This window comes from Sutcliffiella horikoshii, assembly GCF_008180725.1.
Lineage (GTDB): Bacteria > Bacillota > Bacilli > Bacillales > Bacillaceae_I > Sutcliffiella_A > Sutcliffiella_A horikoshii_B.
The window spans coordinates 174,604-194,431 of the sequence record NZ_VTEV01000003.1; the positions used below are offsets into that span (position 1 = coordinate 174,604).

Genomic DNA, 19,828 nt, shown 5'->3' on the forward strand with positions numbered 1-19,828 from the left:
AACGTCAATCCCCGAAGGGATTAACGCCTTGCAAGTTCTTCAAGAAATTCTTTGCGATATTCTTCGTCTTCTAATAGTTTATCAATCAATTCGTCGTCCATATACGCCCCATACTTTTCGAGTGAAGGTATTACTTCGTTTTCATAAAAATCCTTATAAAGACTTGCAATTTCGCTTTCACTTTCTAATGCTAACGAATAAAGACCCACTTCATTTATTAGAGTTATCTTACGTTTAGGATTGTTAGGTTTATACATATAAATCTTTTCGTCTTTGTTTAATTGATTGACCGTGAAGAATGGTATTTCTAATAATTCGCAAACGTCCTTCGCAAAAAACAACGTTTCGCCGTCAATTTTGATTGTTTCCACGTTATTAGCAACGAAATTATAAAAAAATTGAACTTTGTTCATAGATATCGACCCCCGTTTTAAATTTAACTTACACTATTAAATGTGCGGTGAAATTAACGATTTGTGACGCCTATAATAAAAAAACGCCCGAATTTGGACGTTTAATTCAATAAAGTTTCGATTGTTTTCTTTCCGTTCATATATCCCTCAATAAAGAACGTCCCAACCTTGCGAACATATTCATGTGAACCATTTTCCGTATATCCGATTATTCTAATTAGGTCTGGACGATTATGACCCGTGACAAAGGGAAGTTCCCAATTCCCAAATATACGGCTTCCTTTTGGTAATTCCCCGATAACATTTCCCTTCATATCGTGAAGGGTAACATTATGTTTCAACGTAGTTCCATAGAAGCCGCCTTTCGTATATGAGAAGTTGCCTATTCGAATATTGTCACAACCATTCCAACCATTTTCTTTTAATTCCGTCCATATCCACGAAAGAAGGGTAGAAGAACGAAGAAACAAATATCCTCGACTTTGATACGGCTGGACGTCGTGGAAAGTATCTTTTTCTTTCATTACATAATATTCTTCGCTAATCAATCCGACTAATTCCGATTGAAGTTTACCTTCAACGAACTTATTTATTTGTTTGAATCTATAACGGGTAACGTTATCTTTCGGATAGTTGTCTATACGTTTAATAGCTTCATTGTTCTTGAAATTCGAAACAAAGAATATATCCCCGTGTTTCAAAGTCGTCGCTACATTATCCGCATTGAATTTGAAGTTTGGTGACGTTCTTAAGTTCATTTCATTCGGTGAATGATATACAAATAATTCGTGATTTCCTTTTTCGTATGGTTTAAATACAAATTCACCTTCGGAAGCATTCGCAATGATCGTTCTTGATCGGTCAAACTGAAAATAAGCGAATAACAACGCAAGTATTACCCAAAATACAAATGCTCGGCGAAAGTTTTTGTCATGCAATTCTAAACGTAATCTTCTATATTTCTGCAAACGGCTCTCCATATATTCAACCCCCAAAAAAATAAAAGATTGTAATAATCGGGAAGACCCCAACGCTTAGAAATGGAAACACATACAAACTATTAAATAACTTTAACCTTTAAAATAATCACCCCTGGTAAACTTGAAAACATGTTTACATTTGACATTTTAATAATTGAACGAAAAACGGTCAATTAATTTATTCCATTTTTTAAACTGGTTTCTTTCGACAAAATCACCTTGAATCTGAACGATATTCGTTTTATCTTATAAGAAAAGACAAGAGAAAGGGGGTCTTTTGTGGTAAACACCTATGAAGTTCGAAGTAATTTGAAGCAACTGATTGAAGAACGTGGGATTTCTGCGAATAAATTAGCGGCGGAATTAAATGAACGACGTTCCACCTTAAACGACCTAATCGCTAACAATAACATGAACAACCGACACATACCCGCACGCCTTATTGCGAAGCTATGTATTTTCTTTGACGTATCTCCTTCGGTTTTATTTTCAATCGTGGAAGTAAACGAAGAAACGGGAGAAGAAGTTATTGTTATCGCAAAGATAAATGATACTAATAAATAAAAACAGAAGCGACAATCTATAATGAATATAGAAAGTCGCTTTTTTCTTATGCTTTCTCAATTAAATTAGTGTGCAATCAATTCTAGAACTACGTCAGCCGTTCCAGCGTTTGTTACGGAATAACCTATTTCAAACGTTCTTTCGTGTAATGGAAACGGCTTTGTTGTGAACTTAAATGAATGTTTTCCGTCTGCGTTAGCAACAAAGACTTCCTTTTGGTCAACTGAAATCGATACGGATTCCCCGACAGTTAAATTCACAATTTCAATCGTGCCTTCAACAGTTAAGCCGTAAGCACCGGTATTTTCGGGAATCTTGTTTAAAATTTCAAAAGAACCATTTCCATCGATCTTTGTTGTAGCCTTAAATAATTTCTTCATAATATTTTTTCCTCCTTAAATCTCAATTGAATTTAGTCGGTCAAGAAACGAATGAATTTCCCGTAGTTCCTTATCGGACAAATTTTCTCCTTCAAGAAATGCGACAACCTTAATTCCCGACAATGCTTCGAATTTGGTTGGCGTTGTTCCGAAGTACTCTAGGAATCGGGAAAGGCGTTCCCGTGCCGATTTATTTCTGTCATGAATTTCTTTCAAGTATTTGGCTTCAAGATCGCAAACAGTCATAATAGGAAGTTTGCAAACGTCCGCAATTTTAAATACGGTATTCCTTGAACGATTCCTTTCCACTTGTTCACGAAACATTCCCAACGCTTGCCGCTTGCGAAGTTCAAAATCTTCCTTTATTTTTTTATCCCAATACTTTCCCCGAACTTTATGAACGGCTTCGTCTATTGGAAAGGTGAAGTCTTCGCTATTAAAAGAAAAAAGACCGTACATTATTCTGCACCGCCTTTGATTACTCGTAATTGACTTTCAATTTCTGCGATTTCTCGGTCAATATCTTCCTGCGTCATATCCTTAAAACGATTGTCTTCGATCGTAGTCGTTTGTTTAACTTCGCTTCTATCGACTAGCATACCAAGCATTTTTACAATTAGCTCGATTGAACGGAAATCACCTTTCTTTGCGTTTCGACGTAAAGCCCCTAAAATATCTGGAACGTCTTCTTGTAACACTTGTAAGGTTCTTTCTTTAATTGCATTCTTTACTATCGGGTTTTGCCTAATTCGATAAAGGTGGCGGTCAGAAATACCTAGTTTATTTGCGATTTCTTCGTAACTTCGACCGCCTTTATTCGCTAATTCTTCGACGACCCTAATTTCCGTTTCATTTAATCCTTTAAAAATATCGTCCATACTTTACCACCCCCATTTTGTTTGTCGTTCTAACCGTTTATCTTGGTCGTCAAGTTCCTTTTGAAGTTTTGCAAGCTGCAATTCAAAACGCATTACTTCAAGTTGTTCTTCCTTTATAAGTGGTCTTGGATTTCTTCGTTCAAGTTCCGCTTCAAGTTCCCAACGTCTTTTTGTCGCTTCAATTACCGCTTCTTGTTCACGAACATTTAATTTTGAAATATCGAAGCCAAATAACATAACATTCGCACGGCTTATAGTTTCTCTATCTTCGTTCCAACGTTTCATATCGTCCTTTGTTGGCATTTGAAATCCTCCAATAAACGTAATAGGCATAACAAATAACAACAGCGACAATCATTAGTTATCGCCGCCGTTTAATTCTGCGAATGCTTTTTGAAGTTCCGCCATGTTTTTTGCTAATTGCTCGAATTTTTCGGAATTAGTTGAAATATATTCTTCGTTTTCCTTCTTCGCTTCGTTATATGGCTTCATATATTCGTTGACTGCTTTTTGCTTTTCTTTGCTTTCCGAATAGTTCTTTGCGTTCAAATTTGCCATTCCAAGCGACAATAATTCGATAGGACTTAAAGAGTTCGGGTCTTGAACGTATCTACTTCTTAACGCTTCAACGCTATCACTTGGAGTATCTTCTTTTACTGGGCTATTCTTTGCGTACCAATCCGCTAGATCATTAAGAGGTTGACGTTTTGCCTTCTGATAATTTAAGTTATCGAATTCGTTATTTCTCATTAGATAACCCCCTTAAAACTTTTTATAATATGGTTAATATCCTCCGTTACTTTTGCAACCAATTCGGAACGCTACCCGCATATATTTGCCTTTGAACATTTTCTTCAACGCCAAGACAATCTCTTTCTAACGTATATCCACCGCTAATAACTGCGATTTCATTAATTGTCGCACCATAAACCGAAGGTTGCTCACCCATTTCAACCATGACGGCATTGAATTCTGCATTTGCTTTGCCTACTTTGTTTTTAACCGTTCCAAGTTCCGCAAGTTTACGAAGGAATTCGTTTCTTGCTTCAATAACTTCCTTTGCCTTGTCGTCATATTCCTTTTGAATTTTTTCTACTTTCTTTTTGCGAGCTTCTTTTACGAATGGAATGGATTCAACAACAACTGTTTTTCTTACAGCCTTAACCTTTGCAATCATTTCTTCTACTTCTTCAATTTCCTTTGTCTTTGCTTCTAGCAACGCTTTTACTTTTTCAACATCCTTCTCGTCAATTTCGCCAAGTGCATAAGCTTCAACAGAACTTTCAACGGCTTCAAGAATTTCGTTTACTTCATTTTGAAGCGTTTCTTTTTTCGCTTCTAATTCACTAATTCGTTCATTTACCTTTGTTAGCTTTTCGTTCTTAAACATATAACCGCCTCCCTTATTGACCTACAATCTTACAAAACTCTTTCGCTTCTTCTTCCGACACTTCAATAAAATCAAGAAATTTCTTAGTGTTTTCTTCCGTTAGTTGTCGAACACCGTTTTCGCAATTCGTAATGAACGGTAATGAAACGTCTAAGGCGTTTGCAACTTCCTTGACCTTCTTACCTTTGGTAATCCGTAAAAGTTTCATAGGCTTTCCATACAATCTGAAACTTGCTTTGTTCACCACTATCACCACCTCTTGAAATTGTTAATATATTTACTTCATATCCAAAAAATAAAAGACGCCTTTTCAGCGTCCTAATTAAGAGAATATAGACCACCACAAGTTCAATAGAGGGTTGCCCGTTTATTGTCGGTATAATTGAAAGAGGTGTTGAAAGGTACACAACCTAGAATGAAGAACGAAGAAGGTAACGGGCGAATCCCTTTCTTCGTCCTTCATGTTAATAATTTTACTGTGACCTAATATGACAAGGTGATAGAGTAAATTTTTAATTTTTTTCTTACAAACTCAATTCCTTATATTCAGCTTCAACCTCATTCAGCAATGCAATAAATTCATCATTGTCGGCTTTATTTTTGCTTTCTAGGCTTATTTTCTGCCCTTCATGACTTTCACCTTTCGGAGAGTTTTGTGACGCCATATCGGGCGAATATTGCGTCCTAAATGCAACAATTTCATGCTCTTTTAAGCCTTTCTTTACCGCTTTTTCTTCACTTTTTTTCGCTTGTTCACGTTCCCTTGCTCTTTGATTTTCTTCGGATATTAGCGCAGCTATTTCCGACAATGATAATCCGTTAGATCGTGCCGCCGTGTCCACTCCTTGCCCCGTATCTTTGATATCGTTTTTATCGGTATTCTTTTCGGTATTATTCGCAACAATATCATTCGGGGTAATTGCGGTATTATCGTTAATTTTATCGCCTTTATATTCGGGTAATTTATTCGTCTTTAAATCTATATTTATATTATCTTTGTTGTCTTTTTCTTCAACAAGATTAGTATTGTCAAAATCTAAATGGTCGCCGCTAGGCGTACTTATATCTTGTTCTATATGGTTTTTGTTAATATTGATTTCGTTAATGGATTTAGTTAGGGTGACATTTTTGTCACTACCTTTTGCCAATTTTGCCACTACCTCTTTACCAGTTTTGTCACTACCTTTGAAGTCTTTTTCACATTGTGAAGCAGATTTCACATTCCTATTTTGACGTGGTGACAAATTTGACACTACCTTACTATCTCCGAAAACCATTCCAGACAAAGGAAGAACCGTGTAATAATTTTTCGTTATCTTTTCACCTTCTCTTTTTGTTTCACGAATTAGAACGGGTTTTCCGTCCACCTTAAAAGCACATATATTATCAATCAATCGAATGATTGTTCGTTTACTAACGCCACAAAGTTCCGCAAGTTTTTCCTGACTTGGGAAGCACTTTCCGTATTTGTCGGCATGAGAAGCGATAACTTGAAGAACTGCGTATTCACGAAGACCAAGTTCCGCAACGATCCCCCCGTGAATGTTCTCAATAGAAACCTTCAAAAATAAATCGTCTTTAATTTCTTCATTCTTTCTCATTGTCGTTACCCCCTTTCAATTTGTATTTTGTTGTAAGAACGACCCGACAATAAATCGTTCTTGGTTAATAATTTATCTAAACTACCTTTTGACAAGGGGTAAATCGAAATTTTCTTCCGTAGACAAAAAAATACCCGCAAGGCTCGAAACCTTACGGGCAAATAAAAACGACCTTCGGCTAAAAGTCGCAAGAAAAAATAACAGCTACATTATACAATATTTGTCATTCGTTGTCTTACGTTTGACCGTACTTTTTCAATTTTGTAGCGTGTATTTTCGAAGGGCATTCTTCGCCGCCAGCTACCCCCTAGCCCCCTCGGTAGTGGGGTCAAATACTTCCGTACCTTTCCGACTTCATATACATATTTTGTTCGATACTTTTTCGTACTCATAACTTTTAAGTTTTGACACCGCATTGACAATGTAATAAAATCAAGGTATCAAACGTATTCATAACTTATACTCATAAGTAAGGGGCGATAATATGAAGTATGGTTACGCTAGAGTGTCAACGAGAGGACAAGACTTAAAGGGTCAAGTTGAAACGTTAAAGGCGGAAGGTTGCGACAAGATATTTCAAGAGAAATTCACGGGAACAACGAAAGATAACCGTCAAGAATTTAATGCTTTGTTGGACGTTATAAAAGAAGGTGATACGTTAGTTGTTACGAAGTTAGACCGCTTTGCTCGTTCTTCAAAGGACGCATTAGAAGTTATTTCTGACCTATTCGAAAAAGGCGTAAAGGTTCACGTTCTGAATATGGGGATTGTCGAAGATACACCAACGGGAAGACTTATCTTTACGATTATGTCGGCATTCGCACAATTCGAAAGGGATTTAATTGTTGAAAGAACACAAGAAGGAAAAGAAATAGCAAAACAACGTGAAGATTTCCGTGAAGGTCGTCCGAGGAAATACAACAAGAAGCAAATAGAACACGCCTTAACTTTGTTGGAAACTCATTCCTACACGCAAGTTGCGGAAATGACGGGAATATCGAAATCAACGCTTATCCGTGCTAAACAAAAAGAAAAAGCAAAGGCGAAGAATTAAGTCGTTCCAAACGAACGGTACGGCTATTATTTTATGTCCGATTGTGATGAATGCTTTCGCCTTATAAACGCTTGATATTATTGGGATTGTTCGTGTTTTATTGATGTGATTTTTCGGACAAAATAGGACGAAAAAAGGGCATTCAGCGGGGATATTAACGTTACTTTAACGTCACCGCTGCTAAAATGAAACGTGATTTCACGAAAATTTTCGCCCTATGGCATAATTTCCATAAAAATTACAATTATACTTGTACACCATTGACGTTTTCTATGATATGGTATAAGTAGTCCGAAAATTATGTCGAAATGAGGGTGAGAAGAATTGGCTGAAAATAGACTTACGAATAAAGTTGACGATTTTTTCAGTAAGGAAATTACTGATACAAAAATATATCTAATCTTTAGAAGTGTTGATGATGAAACAAATGAATATCTATATAGAAGTTCCTACTTCGGCTTTAAAGGGAAGGACTATAAAACCTTTAAAGACGATTATAAGGAATATCTTACGGAATTGGTTAAGAATAGAGAACTAACCGAATATGATATTACCGTTACAGAAAAAGGGTCGATTGAAACAATTCCATCTACTCAAGTACCTAATATCAGTAAGGTTAAAGAAGTGTTGACGCCAGCAGAAAGCCAAACGATTACAGATGATCGAGATTTCGATCCCGTTAGTATCTGGGGATATATTATTGTCATGAAAAATAAAGATGACAAGGTAATGAGGACTTATCGTAAACAAGTCAATGCTAAGCTAATGAAGGAAAGTAAAGTCTTAAACTTTCTTCAAGGTGAGGTAAAAATCATTAAGAGTGATGATAGGCTTATCTTAGATTTTAAAGCTGACGCTATCGAGTTTGATGATGAGTGCTTTGTTACCAACAATCATTATTTCAATCAATTCTTCTCCTATACAGAGGCACATGTGAATTATGCAAATGCTAATTTTGACGAGTTGAAGGAAATTGATATAATCGAAAACTTTGACGACTTCCATTCAAGGTGTGTTGAAAGTGTTACGCTTGTAAAACGTTTGGTTGCAGTTATCAAGGAAGATAGACTAACATGGCTTAAAGATAATTTTAGTAAAGCCAAAAAAGTCGCTACCGATTATGGGCTTAAAATTGACTTTGATGGGGATAAAATAAATTATACAAACAAGAACTGTAATATATCTGACGTTATTACTCTTATTCGGGGTGGTTGCGTAACAGACGCCGTCGATATGGAACGTTATATTGCTTCGTCAGTAAGAAAGGTTGGTAGTACAACGAATTAGTTAAAGGGGAGGGGTGGAGGTGTTAAATAAAAAGAAGCTAAAAGCAAATATTATTTTATTATTAAGTGCTTATATCCCTCTTTATTTAACCATTATTGTCCAAAACTCCTTCTCTTTATGGGATAAACTAAATGCGAAGTATGATATCACTTTTGGCGATTTTCTTGACTTTAGGAAAATAAAAAGTAATATCGGCGAAGTCTTTACATTTCCAGAAGCATGGATTACATCAATATTTATCGCATTTATACTTTTGTTATTTGGTTTAATTTTTCTAATGTTAACAAACACATATAGAACCAATAGTAGCCTTAGCTATGAAATAAAGGTAGTAAATGTTGAAGATAAGAACCACGAATACCTTACGAGTTATATAGCCGTTTATATTCTGCCCTTTATCACATTAAACCTAACTACATATAGCGGATTAGCTCAATTTATTATATTGTTCTTATTTATTGGTTACATTTATTTGAAGTATGAAATGATTTACATTAACCCTATTTTAAACATATTTTTCCGTTTAAATGCCTATGACGTTCATTATGAGGTAGAGGACAATGACAAGACGTATAACACGGTCTTATTATCCAAAAAGGACAACGAGGGATTAACAAAAGGGAAGATTAGGGTAAAAGGTTCGAATGGAATCCTAATTGATCTCGACAAAGTGAAATAAAAAACGTCCCCTTATATAGGTAGGGGAACGTCTATAATCGAATAAACTCTACTTTTCCATTTGAATATATCCTAATTTCTCGGAAAACTTTGCGAAGATAATCTTGTTTACGTTCAATCGTTAATAATTGAGGATTATCTTCACGAAGGTATTGTTCAATCGTTTCGTTTAGAATTTCCTCATTAAATTCTTCGTGTTGACGGTTTTGAAGCATTTCAATAACTTCTTCCTTTAATTTCGTCAAATGTTCCTCTTTACTCTTTAGTTCCTTCATTTGGTTACGAATGTCTTCTTCGTCAACAATATCGGCATTATTAACCATGAAGTTGATAAGGCGTTGTCGTGCCATTTTAATTCGTTCTAATTCAGCTTCAATTCTTTCCAATTCGCCTTGTTCAAACGATTGAGTTTCTTCTTCCTCAACGGTTACCGCCGCTTCTGCAACTACTTGACCTTTTGTTGTCATTAGATTCACGAAAGTATTCCATACAAATTCGTCAAGTTCTTCACATTTTATGCGATTACCACAACCAGGATTTTTTGCACCAGCCGTATTCTTGATATCGGTATATTCTAAGACGTATTTGCCCCAATTCTTTGTACGTCGTCCCGTTAAGGTATTACCACAATCGCCACAACGTAAAAGACCGCTTAACAAATACTTATTCTTGGAATGACCCGCCCAACGTCTTCGAGATTCTTTTAATAGTTTTTGAGCATATTCGAATGTTTCCTTTTCAACAATAGGCGGAACTTCAACGGGAATCCATTCTTCTTTAGGTCTTTTTGTCATTGGAATTCTTTCGTCCTTACCCTTATATTTATTTCCAAGCATTCCCTCGGTGTTCCATTTATTATGATAGTAAACGCCTGAATACGTTTCATTCATTAGAATTTGGCGAACTACTTGCCTATGCCATACGCCTTTACCTTTCTTTGTCGGAATACCCTTATCCATAAGATAGTGTGCTATTCCGTTAATACCTTTAACACGACCCATAGGGTTGGTGAATAATTCGAAAATTAGACGTACCACTTTCGCTTCGGGTTCATAGATTTCTAATTCACCTTTATCTTTATTAAACTTGTAGCCGTAAACTTTGGCGTCCTTTACGACCTTTCCTTGTTTTGCCTTTTCACGTCGTCCCCGTGTCATTCGTTCATTGATTTTTGCTTTTTCGAATTCCGCAATAGCCCCTCGCATTTGATAGAACAACATGCCTTCGGGAGATTTTTGATATTCTGAATTAACGAAAATGAGTTCTGCACGTTTTTCAATTTCATCTGATAATATAAGTTGATTTTTTAACTTACGGGAAAGACGATCGGGGTCATAACAAATGACCTTGTTAATTAAACCTTCCCGAACGTCATTTCGAAGTTTAGTTAAGGCTGGACGTTCGAGGAATTCCCCCGAATATCCATCATCAACGTATTCCATAATTTCATCATTCTTGCCAGCTTTGTCACGACATTGGCGAATTTGGTCTTTAAGGGAATAGCCACTTTTAGCTTGTTCTTCGGTCGATACCCTTGCGTAGAGTGCTATCATTTAAGAATTTCTCCTTTCTGATTAAATCTTTTATAGATTGATAGCAGTCAACTAAGGTTTTGTCTGTTGCATTATCATCAATTATGACGGAGTGTAATTTACTACCAGAAATGAATCCCTTTTTTCGGTTATCTCCATTCTTCATAAACAACGTCCCCCCATACTCTTTTCTTGTTGGTTACATCTAAAAATGTGGTTAGAGTAGGTTGATTTGTGACATTGTTTATTAGATTTTTTTCGTGATTGCAACTTGAAATTGTAACGCAACCTTTTGACTTTACAATTTCATTTTCAATACACCTGGCAGCATAGGTTGCTAGCTTCGTCCCCTTTCCAGAGTGGAAACTTTCAATTGCTTTAATCAATCCGATTGTCCCGATGGAAATTAAATCCTCTGAATCTTCCCCCGTATTTTCAAACTTTTTGACAATATGCGCCACAAGCCTCAGGTTATGCTCAATAAGTAGATTCCTTGCCTCTTCATTCCCTTCTGCCATCAACTTTAGGTATTTCGCCTCATCACCTGATGACAATGGTTGTGGAAATGCATTGTTCTTGACGTAAGAAACTAGAAAAACTAGTTCTTTGATTAAGTATCCTACTGATGCTAATATGCTTGACACACTTTCACCTCCATAAGAAATGCTTAGGCAAGAGCCCAGTAATAATTCTTATGTAGGAAAAGGCCATCATGTGCAAGTACACTTCAAAATAAATCCAAATTTAAATGGCATATTATCAAGTCGTTAAAATGTTATATTTATGTTACAATTCTGACGATTAATGGTACAATTTGATAAAGAGGAACAAATGTTCAAGAAACAAAAAATCTCCCTATTAAATAGGAAGATTTTAATACTTAATATAAGGATACTTTTTCAACTTGGAAGGTATGGTACCTTTACCGACTTTCACCACACTGTACTCTTGGAACAATGTTTCAAACCACTTAGAAACTTCTGCATATGTTTTATTTTTGTAATCTACAAGCTGGGCAACACGGTAATGCCTACGCGCCTTTTGCTCACGATCAACAACGATAAACCAAAAGCATGTAAGCTCAAAAGTGTTTGTGCTAGTAGCCGACATGGTATCAACCTTCCTTTGTTAATTTATTTATTAATATAAAGGCGGTAACTCATTCGTTTTGTAATCATCAGAAGAAACTGCATTAGAAGTAACTGCACTTGCACCAAACAAAGTCAAGGAAACTACTAGAAACGTTAAGATAAACTTCTTCATTATCATTACCTCTTTCTAATTTTTATTTGGATTACTAATAAGCTATCTTTATAAGTATTTTACACTATAATGAAAATTCATATTTTCCTCAATATTGAATGTTATGCCCATATAATCTATGATTTTCTTCTGTTTCCTACGGTTTTCGCTTCAAATTATAACTCTAGGAATATTTTATTAGATAGGATGTGATATATTGTGGATTTTTCTTTAATTGGAAAAGAGATAAAAGTCCTGCGGTCTGCACTAAACTTATCACAAGCTGAGTTGAGTGAGGGGATTTGTACGCAATCACAGATCAGTAAAATTGAGAAAGGAGAAGTATTTCCACTTGCTAATACCTTATATTATATAGCAGAAAGACTTGGTGTGGATATAAATTATTTTTATGATTTAGCAACTAACCCCCAACTATCATATGTAAAAGAGGTTTTTGCACAAGTTAAGGAACTATTAAACCAAAGTGAATTTGAAGAAGTTTACAATATTGTAGAAAACGAAAGAAAAAACCCTTTATTCGTTAATAATAGAAAAAACAAACAGTTCCTCTTGTCTACTGAAGGAGTTTGTGTTTATCATTTAAAAAAGAATAAACGCGAGGCTTTAAGACTATTACAAAGTGCTCTGGACTTAACTAAAATGACTTCTAAGTTGTTAGGAGAGAGAGAAATAGAAATTCTTAATAGTATGGCTATTGTTCATTTTGAAACCAAAAATTGCGAAGAGGCATTAAGAATTTTTAATTATGCCATTAATTGTTACATGAAAATACCTTATCATCATGACCCAACTATTAAAACGAAAATATTATATAATAAAGCAAAAACCCTAACAAGATTAAACAAACTTGAAGAATCTAATGACACATGTAAACTTGCGGTAAAATGGTGTGTAAAACAGAATAGTCTCTATGGTTTGGGTAACTTATATTATCATATAGGTTATAATTATAGTTTATTAGACCATCATGACATAGCAATCGAATACTACAACAAGTCCATTCAAATATTCATGATTCAAGAGAATAAAATTTTCGTCAAGCACATTAAAGAAAAAATAGATGAATTATCTGTCTTGATTGATTAAAAAAACTAGGCCATGCAGCCTAGTTTTTTCATATTTATTCCCCAATCAAGCCTTTCTTCTCTAAAAATTCCTTGGCCACTTCAAAAGTGGTCTTTCCTTCAACGGTTACCTGGTAGTTCATGTCACGCATTTCGTCATCATTTATTTGGTTTTCCAATTGATTTAGTATTTCTTCTAGTTCTGGATGCTCATCAAGGGTATCTTTTCTGAGTAGTGCCGCTCCTTGATAAGGGGGGAAAAGGTTTTTATCGTCTTCAAGAACTCGCAGATTGAATTGCTTAATTTCGGCATCTGTGGAGTAGGCATCCACTAAGTTTACATCGCCATTTTCCACTGCCTGATAGCGCAGTTTTGCTTGCATGGTGGTCAGGTTCGGGAAGGTGATGCCATACACTTCTTGAATTCCTCGATACCCGTCTTCACGGTCAGAGAATTCCAATGTGAACCCTGCTTTAATTTCATTTTTGGCACCGTTTAGATCAGATATTGTATTAATATTATTTTGTTCTGCAAAGTCCTCCGGGATAGCTAGCGCATAAGTGTTATTAAAGCCCATTGGTTGTAGATACACTAGCTCATCTTGTTCCAGCAAGCCTTTTTTGGCCTGCTCAAACACTTCCTCATCATCAATGCTGACAGGTTCCTGTTCCAATAAGGTGACAATGGCTGTACCCGAATACTCAGGGTAGATGTCAATGTCTTTATTTTTCAACGCCCGGTACACAAAACTTGTGTTTCCAAGTGAAGGGCGCAATTCAACACGGAGATCTGTTTCTTCTTCAATCAACAATTTGTACATGTTAATAATGATATCGGGTTCTGCCCCAATCTTTCCACTGATAACAAGATCCGCTTCAGTCGCTTTCATCACTGCAAAAGGAGAAAGGAAAAGAAGAACGACAGCAATTCCTATGATGAGTGCTTTCTTACCCGATCCTTTTCTTGCAGCCGTTTCAATCATACGTAGAATGATATCGAACAATATCGCAAGGAGTGCTGCAGGTATTGCTCCTAGTAAAATTAACGCATTATCGTTCCGGTCAATTCCAAGAAGAATGAGACTTCCTAATCCTCCTGCTCCAATTAATGCGACAATGGTCGCAGTACCGATAATCAATACCATTGCTGTCCGTATACCTGCCATAATAACAGGCAAGGCTAGCGGTAACTCCACTCGAAATAACCTTTTCATAGAAGTCATTCCCATCGCTTTTGCCGCTTCACGCAAGGAAGGATCTACTTCTTTTATTCCTGTATAGGTATTTCTTAAAATCGGGAGCAATGCATAGAGAAATAATGCAATGACTGCTGGAACAAATCCAATCCCAACAAGAGGAATTAATAGCCCTAACAAAGCAAGAGAAGGGATCGTCTGCATGACCGCTGTTATACCAATTATAGGCTCTGCAATACGCTCTTTTCTCGTTAATAACACACCTAGTGGTACAGATATGAACACTGCTATTGCCAGTGCAATTACCGATATTTGAATATGTTCTAATAGCGCGGTCCAAAGCTGATCGCCACGGGCTGCATATAGTTCTTTAAGAAATGTCATTACACTAGCCCCCCTTCTTCGCTGTGCTCATGAAGAAAGTGAAGTACATCTTTCCTAAATAGGACGCCTAAAGGTCGGTTTGCTTGCATAATTGTTACAGCCTCTTCTTCTGCAAAAAATGCAAGGAGTTCTCCAAGTGTTAGCTTACTATCAACTTCTCGGAAAGGCGTTTCTGAAGAACCTATTTTCAAGTCTTCTACTAATTCCTCCAGCGTTTTCCGAAGAACACTGCGTCTATTCCCGATAAAAGATTTCACAAAATCGTTTTTCGGGTTATTGATGAACTCTTCCGGAGTTCCTACCTGTACTGCCTCTCCATCTTTCATAAGGCAGATCCGGTCTCCAAGTGTTAGAGCTTCGTTCATATCGTGTGTGACAAACACAATGGTTTTTTGGATTTTCTTTTTCAAGCTAAGAAAATCTTGTTGTAACTGTTCTCTGCTGAGGGGATCAAGCGCACTAAATGGCTCGTCCATTAAGATGATAGGCGGATTTGCCGCCAAAGCTCTGGCCACTCCTACTCGTTGTTGTTGACCTCCTGATAATTCAGACGGCTTTCGTTTTTTATAGGTTGAAGGCTCCAGTCCTACAAGCTCGAGTAACTCATCCACTCTTTTGGAGATGTCTGCTTTTTTCCAAGATTTAAGCTCTGGAACGATGGATATGTTCTCCTCGATTGTCATATGTGGAAAAAGCGCGATTTGCTGAAGAACATAGCCAATATTCCAGCGAAGTTCATGGATATTATGTTCTGAGATACTCTTCCCGTCAATGAGGATATCCCCATTTGTTACATTATGTAATCGATTGATCATTTTCAATGTAGTTGTTTTTCCGCATCCACTCGGTCCTATTAGGACAAAGAATTCTCCTTCTTTAATTTCTAAATTAATGGATTGGACGGCGGTTGTCCCATCTTCATATGTTTTTGTTACATTCTGAAAGGTTATCAAAACCTTCTCACTCCCCCATACAAGTAATTATTTCTCTACAGTATTTCCTAAAAGCACAAACTATAAATACCCTACTTATTAGAGTGTCAAACTTTGTTTTCAAAATCTCGCAGTACAAGACTTGTTGCATGATATAATGAGGAATACTTTTTGCACCGAAAGGAGACACCTATGAGAATAAAATTATATACATGGTGTTTAATTCTTGTTCTTGTATTGACAGGCTGCTCTTTGGATGATAGTTCCTCCACTTTTATAGAGAATGATTCACCTGAGCAAGTTGATCCATCTGATGAGAGTTCTGTTAAAACCGAAACAGAAAGCCTAGAAAATAAGAAACCTGAATATGAAAGGACGGAGGTTCCTCTCGTTCGTGTCATAGATGGCGATACGATAAAGGTCATAATTAATAACAAAGAAGAGAATATCCGATTCTTGCTTGTAGACACTCCGGAAACGAACCACCCTAGAATGGACGGTCCCCAACCATTTGGACCAGAAGCCAAGAATTTTATGGAGGATTTCATGGAAGGCGGAAAAGTGGAAATAGAATTGGATGTAAGCGAGCGAGACCACTATGGACGAATTTTAGCATACGTATATGTGAATGGTGTGTCAGCTCAGGAAGAGCTTCTCAAGCGAGGTTTGGCGCGAGTAGCTTATATTTTCCCACCTAACACGAGATATGTAGACAGCTATCAAGTTATTCAAAAGAAAGCTCAAACGGAAGGAATAGGCATTTGGAGTGTAGAGAATTATGCACAGGAAGATGGCTTTTATCCTGAATACGTTGAAGACCCTGAAATTAAAGCTCCAGCAGAGGAAAAACCCGTGTCGGACAGCTGTACAATAAAAGGTAATATCAGCTCAAGCGGAGAAAAAATATATCACGTGGAAACAGGAGCCTACTATGACCGAACCATTCCCGAAGCGTGCTTTAACACCGAAGAAGAAGCAAAAAAGGCTGGATATCGGAAGTCGATGAGGTAAGTTTGTGATCAAAGAAGAGGAGCCTCGAAAAAGGCTCCTCTTCATTTTATTATTGTTCATCCTCTTCTTGTAAAATCTTTTTTAACTTTCTCGCTCTCCATACAAAGAACACTGCCCCTCCAAGTAAAACAACAGTGGCACCCATCATCGTAAAGATCTGTAAAGCTTCTTTCCCTGCATGCTGAAAAGCAACTCCAATATATAAAAACACACTGACGGTCGTTAAAATAATGGCATATCTAGTATAATCTTGAATCTTTGCTTGTAATACCTTCGTATTCATCTAGATTCCCCCCATCTACTATTCACTTTAACATAGTTTGCTAGGTTTTCTGGTATGTAATTTCTTCCGGGAAACGTCAAAAGCCTTCTGCAGCTATACAGAAGGCTTTTCCTATTAGTGGATATTATTATTAAAATTGATAGATTGCAGAATATTTCTCTTCTAAGTATCTTACCAAATATTTTGCATCCAGTTCTTCTCCCGTCACTTTCACAATCAATTCGTTTGGAGAATAAAGTTTTCCATATTGATGGATATTCTCTCTTAACCACCCGCGGATTGCCATGAAATCTCCCTGTTCAATCTTGTCATAGAAATCAGGCATTTTCTTGATAAACGTATAGAGAATTTGCGCAGCATACAGATTACCCAGTGAGTAGGATGGGAAATATCCGAAACCACCAAAGGACCAGTGCACATCCTGAAGGACACCAAGCGTGTCTGTTGGTGGCGTAATTCCTAAATAATCTTCCATTTTTTCATTCCATACCTTTGGCAAATCCTTCACTTCATATTCCCCGGCAAATAAACCTTTCTCAATTTCATAGCGAATCATGATATGAAGATTGTATGTTAGCTCATCTGCTTCCACACGAATGAAAGATGGATCTACTCTGTTAGTGGCAGCATAGAAATCTTCCAATGAGACATTTTGCAGCTGCTCCGGAAAATGTTCTTGTAAATCCTTATAAAAATAAGTCCAAAATTCTTTACTGCGTGCTACCATATTTTCTAAGAAGCGAGATTGCGATTCATGAATACCAAAGGATGTCCCTCGTCGAATCACCCTTCCTTCAAATGCAGGATTAACTCCTTGTTCATACATTCCGTGTCCTGCCTCATGGATGGTGCCAAAAATAGCTGAACGAACATTATCTTTTAAGTAGCGGGTAGTGATTCGAACATCTCCAGTATTGACAGATGAAGCAAACGGATGCACTGTTTCGTCCAAGCGACCGCCTTCCATATCAAATCCGATTAGAGGCAAAATATATTGATTAAATCTCTTTTGAGCTTCTATCTCATACTCCTGTGCGAAAATATCTTCTCTGGGTTGGGATTGTGAAGCTTTGATTTTATTTAAAATCTCTACACTTTTTTCACGAAGCTCTTTAAACAATGGATCAAGCTTCTCAACAGTCAATCCCGGCTCAAACTCATTTAGCATCGCATTGTATGGATGCCCTTCATAGCCATAATATTTACCAAACTTTTTCTTGAATGCCAGCACTTTTTCAAGAACAGGTGCGTAAGAGGCGAAATCATTCTTTTCACGTGCTTCTTCCCATGCCTCATTGGCATCATTAACAAGAATGACATATTCTTGATATTCATCTGCAGGGATTTTTATCGATTTGTCATAGTTATTTTTCCTCTCGCCTACACATGCTTTTGTCGCTTCATCCAACTGCTCCCAAACTTTTTCTTCTGTTAAGTATGTTAACAATTCTCCCATTTCTTCTGAGATAGATAGTTTGAAAGCTTCAGTTGATAATGTTCCTCTTGCTTTTCCAAACAAGGAACGTCCTTTTTTAGGTGCTTTTGTTTTAGAATCCCAGCTAAGGAGCCCCAACACATCATTATAATGGCAAAGCTTCTCATCAAGCTTATTGAATGCATCCACTTTTTCTTGAACGTTTTTTTCTAATACAGGTACTGTAGACATGATAATCCTCCTAGTAAAAATAGTATGAAAATTATGTATTATTTTTATATTATATCAGATTTTTACTAGAACGCTAACCACCAGCCGCAAAAAAAGCCCTATAAGAGCAATGCTCTCATAGGACCATAGGTCACTTTAACCTTCAATAGCCTGTTTAAGATCGGCAATAAGATCTTCTACATCTTCAATACCGACTGATATACGTACCAATCCATCAACAATTCCAAGTTCTGCACGACGTTCTGCTGGAATGGATGCATGCGTCATACGTGCTGGAACAGAAATTAAACTTTCTACCGCTCCTAGACTTTCCGCTAATGTGAAGTATTTAATCCTTGCTAACAGCTGATCTGCTTTCTCGGCACTTCCGATATCAAAGGACACCATACCACCAAAACCGCCAGCTTGCTGCTTGGCAACCTCATGGTTCGGATGATCTTCCAATCCAGGATAATAGACTTTTCCTACAAACGGATGGCTTTCAAGGAATTCAACAATACGGTTAGTATTCTTTTCCGTCGCTTCCATACGAAGTCCAAGCGTCTTAATTCCACGCATCAATAACCAAGAATCCTGAGGCCCTAAGATGCCTCCCGTTGAATTCTGAACAAAATGCAGCTCTTCTGCCAATTTCTCAGAGTTAACAACAACAAGACCTGCCACCACATCACTGTGCCCTCCAATGTACTTGGTCGCACTATGAAGGACAATGTCTGCACCAAGATTGATTGGTGTCTGCCAGTATGGTGTGCTGAACGTGTTATCAACAATTGTTAATAGATTATACTTTTTCGCAACTAAACTCGCTTTTTGAATATCTGTCACTTTTAACAATGGGTTAGTCGGTGTTTCAATGAAAAGCGCCTTCGTATTCTCTTGAATGGCAGCCTCAATATTTTCCACCTTACTAGTGTCTACAAAAGTAGAGCTGATCCCCATTCTGTTTAGTACCTTTGTCATAACACGGTATGTTCCACCGTACACATCATCTGTTAAGACCACGTGGTCACCGCTGTCAAACAACATCATTACCGCCGTAATGGCCGCCATACCTGAACCGAATGCAAAGCCGGCTTTCCCATTTTCTAAATCCTTGATTAATTCTTCAAGCGCATGACGTGTCGGGTTTCCGGTTCTGGAATACTCATAACCTTTGAAATTCCCTACACTCTCCTGTTTATATGTGCTCACTTGATAGATGGGAGTGGAAACCGCCCCAGTATGAGGATCACCAAATATTCCACCATGTATCAATTTTGTTTTCTTATGCAT

The 19,828-nt window shown here is 37.0% G+C and carries 26 protein-coding genes; 6 read left to right on the forward strand and 20 right to left on the reverse strand.

The features are described 5' to 3' along the window. Positions 1-20: 20 nt before the first annotated feature. Positions 21-413 (reverse strand): BRO-N domain-containing protein, encoded by a 393-nt coding sequence (locus FZC76_RS07770; RefSeq protein WP_148987680.1) that lies wholly within the window; start codon positions 411-413, stop codon positions 21-23. Positions 414-514: 101 nt separating this feature from the next. Then, positions 515-1,393: a hypothetical protein gene (locus FZC76_RS07775; RefSeq protein WP_148987681.1), complete on the reverse strand. Its 879-nt coding sequence runs from the start codon at positions 1,391-1,393 to the stop codon at positions 515-517. A 279-nt stretch (positions 1,394-1,672) separates the two neighbouring features. On the opposite strand from FZC76_RS07775, the gene FZC76_RS07780 reads away from it, so the two are divergent. Further along, the gene (locus tag FZC76_RS07780) at positions 1,673-1,957 is read left to right on the forward strand and encodes a helix-turn-helix domain-containing protein (RefSeq protein ID WP_148987682.1); all 285 of its coding nucleotides are present in this window, start codon (positions 1,673-1,675) and stop codon (positions 1,955-1,957) included. A gap of 65 nt (positions 1,958-2,022) precedes the next feature. Here the strand turns inward: FZC76_RS07780 and FZC76_RS07785 are convergent, their stop codons facing one another. From FZC76_RS07785 to FZC76_RS07820, 8 genes are all read right to left on the reverse strand, one after another. After that, a complete protein-coding gene (locus tag FZC76_RS07785; RefSeq protein WP_148987683.1) occupies positions 2,023-2,337 on the reverse strand; it encodes a hypothetical protein in 315 nt (104 codons plus the stop codon). A 15-nt stretch (positions 2,338-2,352) separates the two neighbouring features. Further along, positions 2,353-2,796, reverse strand: a complete 444-nt coding sequence (locus FZC76_RS07790) for a hypothetical protein (protein ID WP_148987684.1) — start codon at positions 2,794-2,796, stop codon at positions 2,353-2,355. Further along, positions 2,796-3,215, reverse strand: a complete 420-nt coding sequence (locus tag FZC76_RS07795; RefSeq protein WP_148987685.1) for a phBC6A51 family helix-turn-helix protein — start codon at positions 3,213-3,215, stop codon at positions 2,796-2,798. Before FZC76_RS07795 ends, FZC76_RS07790 begins: the two co-directional genes overlap by 1 nt. A 3-nt stretch (positions 3,216-3,218) precedes the next feature. Next, the gene (locus tag FZC76_RS07800) at positions 3,219-3,518 is read right to left on the reverse strand and encodes a hypothetical protein (protein WP_148987686.1); all 300 of its coding nucleotides are present in this window, start codon (positions 3,516-3,518) and stop codon (positions 3,219-3,221) included. A gap of 54 nt (positions 3,519-3,572) precedes the next feature. Next, a complete protein-coding gene (locus tag FZC76_RS07805) occupies positions 3,573-3,965 on the reverse strand; it encodes a hypothetical protein (RefSeq protein WP_148987687.1) in 393 nt (130 codons plus the stop codon). 46 nt (positions 3,966-4,011) lie between these two features. Next, the gene (locus tag FZC76_RS07810; RefSeq protein ID WP_148987688.1) at positions 4,012-4,605 is read right to left on the reverse strand and encodes a hypothetical protein; all 594 of its coding nucleotides are present in this window, start codon (positions 4,603-4,605) and stop codon (positions 4,012-4,014) included. Positions 4,606-4,618: 13 nt separating this feature from the next. Then, positions 4,619-4,849: a helix-turn-helix domain-containing protein gene (locus tag FZC76_RS07815; protein WP_148987689.1), complete on the reverse strand. Its 231-nt coding sequence runs from the start codon at positions 4,847-4,849 to the stop codon at positions 4,619-4,621. A gap of 280 nt (positions 4,850-5,129) precedes the next feature. Continuing rightward, positions 5,130-6,206 (reverse strand): helix-turn-helix domain-containing protein, encoded by a 1,077-nt coding sequence (locus FZC76_RS07820; RefSeq protein WP_148987690.1) that lies wholly within the window; start codon positions 6,204-6,206, stop codon positions 5,130-5,132. 484 nt (positions 6,207-6,690) lie between these two features. On the opposite strand from FZC76_RS07820, the gene FZC76_RS07825 reads away from it, so the two are divergent. The 3 genes from FZC76_RS07825 to FZC76_RS07835 all read left to right on the forward strand — a co-directional run bounded on the left by FZC76_RS07825 (position 6,691) and on the right by FZC76_RS07835 (position 9,226). Then, a complete protein-coding gene (locus FZC76_RS07825; RefSeq protein WP_148987691.1) occupies positions 6,691-7,260 on the forward strand; it encodes a recombinase family protein in 570 nt (189 codons plus the stop codon). A 324-nt stretch (positions 7,261-7,584) separates the two neighbouring features. Beyond that, positions 7,585-8,547 carry a Kiwa anti-phage protein KwaB-like domain-containing protein gene (locus FZC76_RS07830; protein WP_148987692.1) on the forward strand — a complete coding sequence of 321 codons (963 nt, stop codon included), beginning with the start codon at positions 7,585-7,587 and terminating at the stop codon, positions 8,545-8,547. Between the two features lie 19 nt (positions 8,548-8,566). After that, positions 8,567-9,226, forward strand: coding sequence for a hypothetical protein (locus tag FZC76_RS07835; protein ID WP_148987693.1), 660 nt, complete (start codon positions 8,567-8,569; stop codon positions 9,224-9,226). Positions 9,227-9,257: 31 nt separating this feature from the next. Here the strand turns inward: FZC76_RS07835 and FZC76_RS07840 are convergent, their stop codons facing one another. The 5 genes from FZC76_RS07840 to FZC76_RS23430 form a co-directional block, all read right to left on the reverse strand. Further along, complete coding sequence (locus tag FZC76_RS07840; RefSeq protein ID WP_148987694.1) at positions 9,258-10,778, reverse strand: recombinase family protein; 1,521 nt, start codon at positions 10,776-10,778, stop codon at positions 9,258-9,260. Then, positions 10,735-10,923, reverse strand: a complete 189-nt coding sequence (locus FZC76_RS07845) for a hypothetical protein (protein ID WP_148987695.1) — start codon at positions 10,921-10,923, stop codon at positions 10,735-10,737. The genes FZC76_RS07840 and FZC76_RS07845 overlap by 44 nt, the downstream gene beginning before the upstream one ends. Next, on the reverse strand, positions 10,907-11,401 hold the full coding sequence (locus FZC76_RS07850; RefSeq protein ID WP_262372488.1) for a sigma-70 family RNA polymerase sigma factor: 495 nt from the start codon (positions 11,399-11,401) through the stop codon (positions 10,907-10,909). Before FZC76_RS07850 ends, FZC76_RS07845 begins: the two co-directional genes overlap by 17 nt. 229 nt (positions 11,402-11,630) lie before the next feature. Continuing rightward, complete coding sequence (locus FZC76_RS07855) at positions 11,631-11,867, reverse strand: hypothetical protein (protein WP_060665104.1); 237 nt, start codon at positions 11,865-11,867, stop codon at positions 11,631-11,633. A 30-nt stretch (positions 11,868-11,897) separates the two neighbouring features. After that, on the reverse strand, positions 11,898-12,020 hold the full coding sequence (locus tag FZC76_RS23430; RefSeq protein WP_262372489.1) for a hypothetical protein: 123 nt from the start codon (positions 12,018-12,020) through the stop codon (positions 11,898-11,900). A gap of 198 nt (positions 12,021-12,218) precedes the next feature. On the opposite strand from FZC76_RS23430, the gene FZC76_RS07860 reads away from it, so the two are divergent. Next, positions 12,219-13,106: a helix-turn-helix domain-containing protein gene (locus FZC76_RS07860; protein WP_148987696.1), complete on the forward strand. Its 888-nt coding sequence runs from the start codon at positions 12,219-12,221 to the stop codon at positions 13,104-13,106. Between the two features lie 34 nt (positions 13,107-13,140). Here FZC76_RS07860 and FZC76_RS07865 read toward each other — a convergent pair whose 3' ends face one another. Then, on the reverse strand, positions 13,141-14,664 hold the full coding sequence (locus tag FZC76_RS07865; protein ID WP_148987697.1) for an ABC transporter permease/substrate-binding protein: 1,524 nt from the start codon (positions 14,662-14,664) through the stop codon (positions 13,141-13,143). After that, a complete protein-coding gene (locus tag FZC76_RS07870; protein WP_148987698.1) occupies positions 14,664-15,617 on the reverse strand; it encodes an ABC transporter ATP-binding protein in 954 nt (317 codons plus the stop codon). Before FZC76_RS07870 ends, FZC76_RS07865 begins: the two co-directional genes overlap by 1 nt. A 171-nt stretch (positions 15,618-15,788) precedes the next feature. On the opposite strand from FZC76_RS07870, the gene FZC76_RS07875 reads away from it, so the two are divergent. Then, a complete protein-coding gene (locus tag FZC76_RS07875) occupies positions 15,789-16,607 on the forward strand; it encodes a thermonuclease family protein (RefSeq protein ID WP_148987699.1) in 819 nt (272 codons plus the stop codon). A 49-nt stretch (positions 16,608-16,656) separates the two neighbouring features. Here FZC76_RS07875 and FZC76_RS07880 read toward each other — a convergent pair whose 3' ends face one another. The 3 genes from FZC76_RS07880 to FZC76_RS07890 all read right to left on the reverse strand — a co-directional run bounded on the left by FZC76_RS07880 (position 16,657) and on the right by FZC76_RS07890 (position 19,828). Then, the gene (locus FZC76_RS07880) at positions 16,657-16,890 is read right to left on the reverse strand and encodes a YrhC family protein (protein WP_148987700.1); all 234 of its coding nucleotides are present in this window, start codon (positions 16,888-16,890) and stop codon (positions 16,657-16,659) included. A 130-nt stretch (positions 16,891-17,020) separates the two neighbouring features. Continuing rightward, complete coding sequence (locus FZC76_RS07885) at positions 17,021-18,556, reverse strand: carboxypeptidase M32 (protein ID WP_148987701.1); 1,536 nt, start codon at positions 18,554-18,556, stop codon at positions 17,021-17,023. A 135-nt stretch (positions 18,557-18,691) separates the two neighbouring features. Next, on the reverse strand, positions 18,692-19,828 hold the full coding sequence (locus FZC76_RS07890; protein ID WP_148987702.1) for a bifunctional cystathionine gamma-lyase/homocysteine desulfhydrase: 1,137 nt from the start codon (positions 19,826-19,828) through the stop codon (positions 18,692-18,694).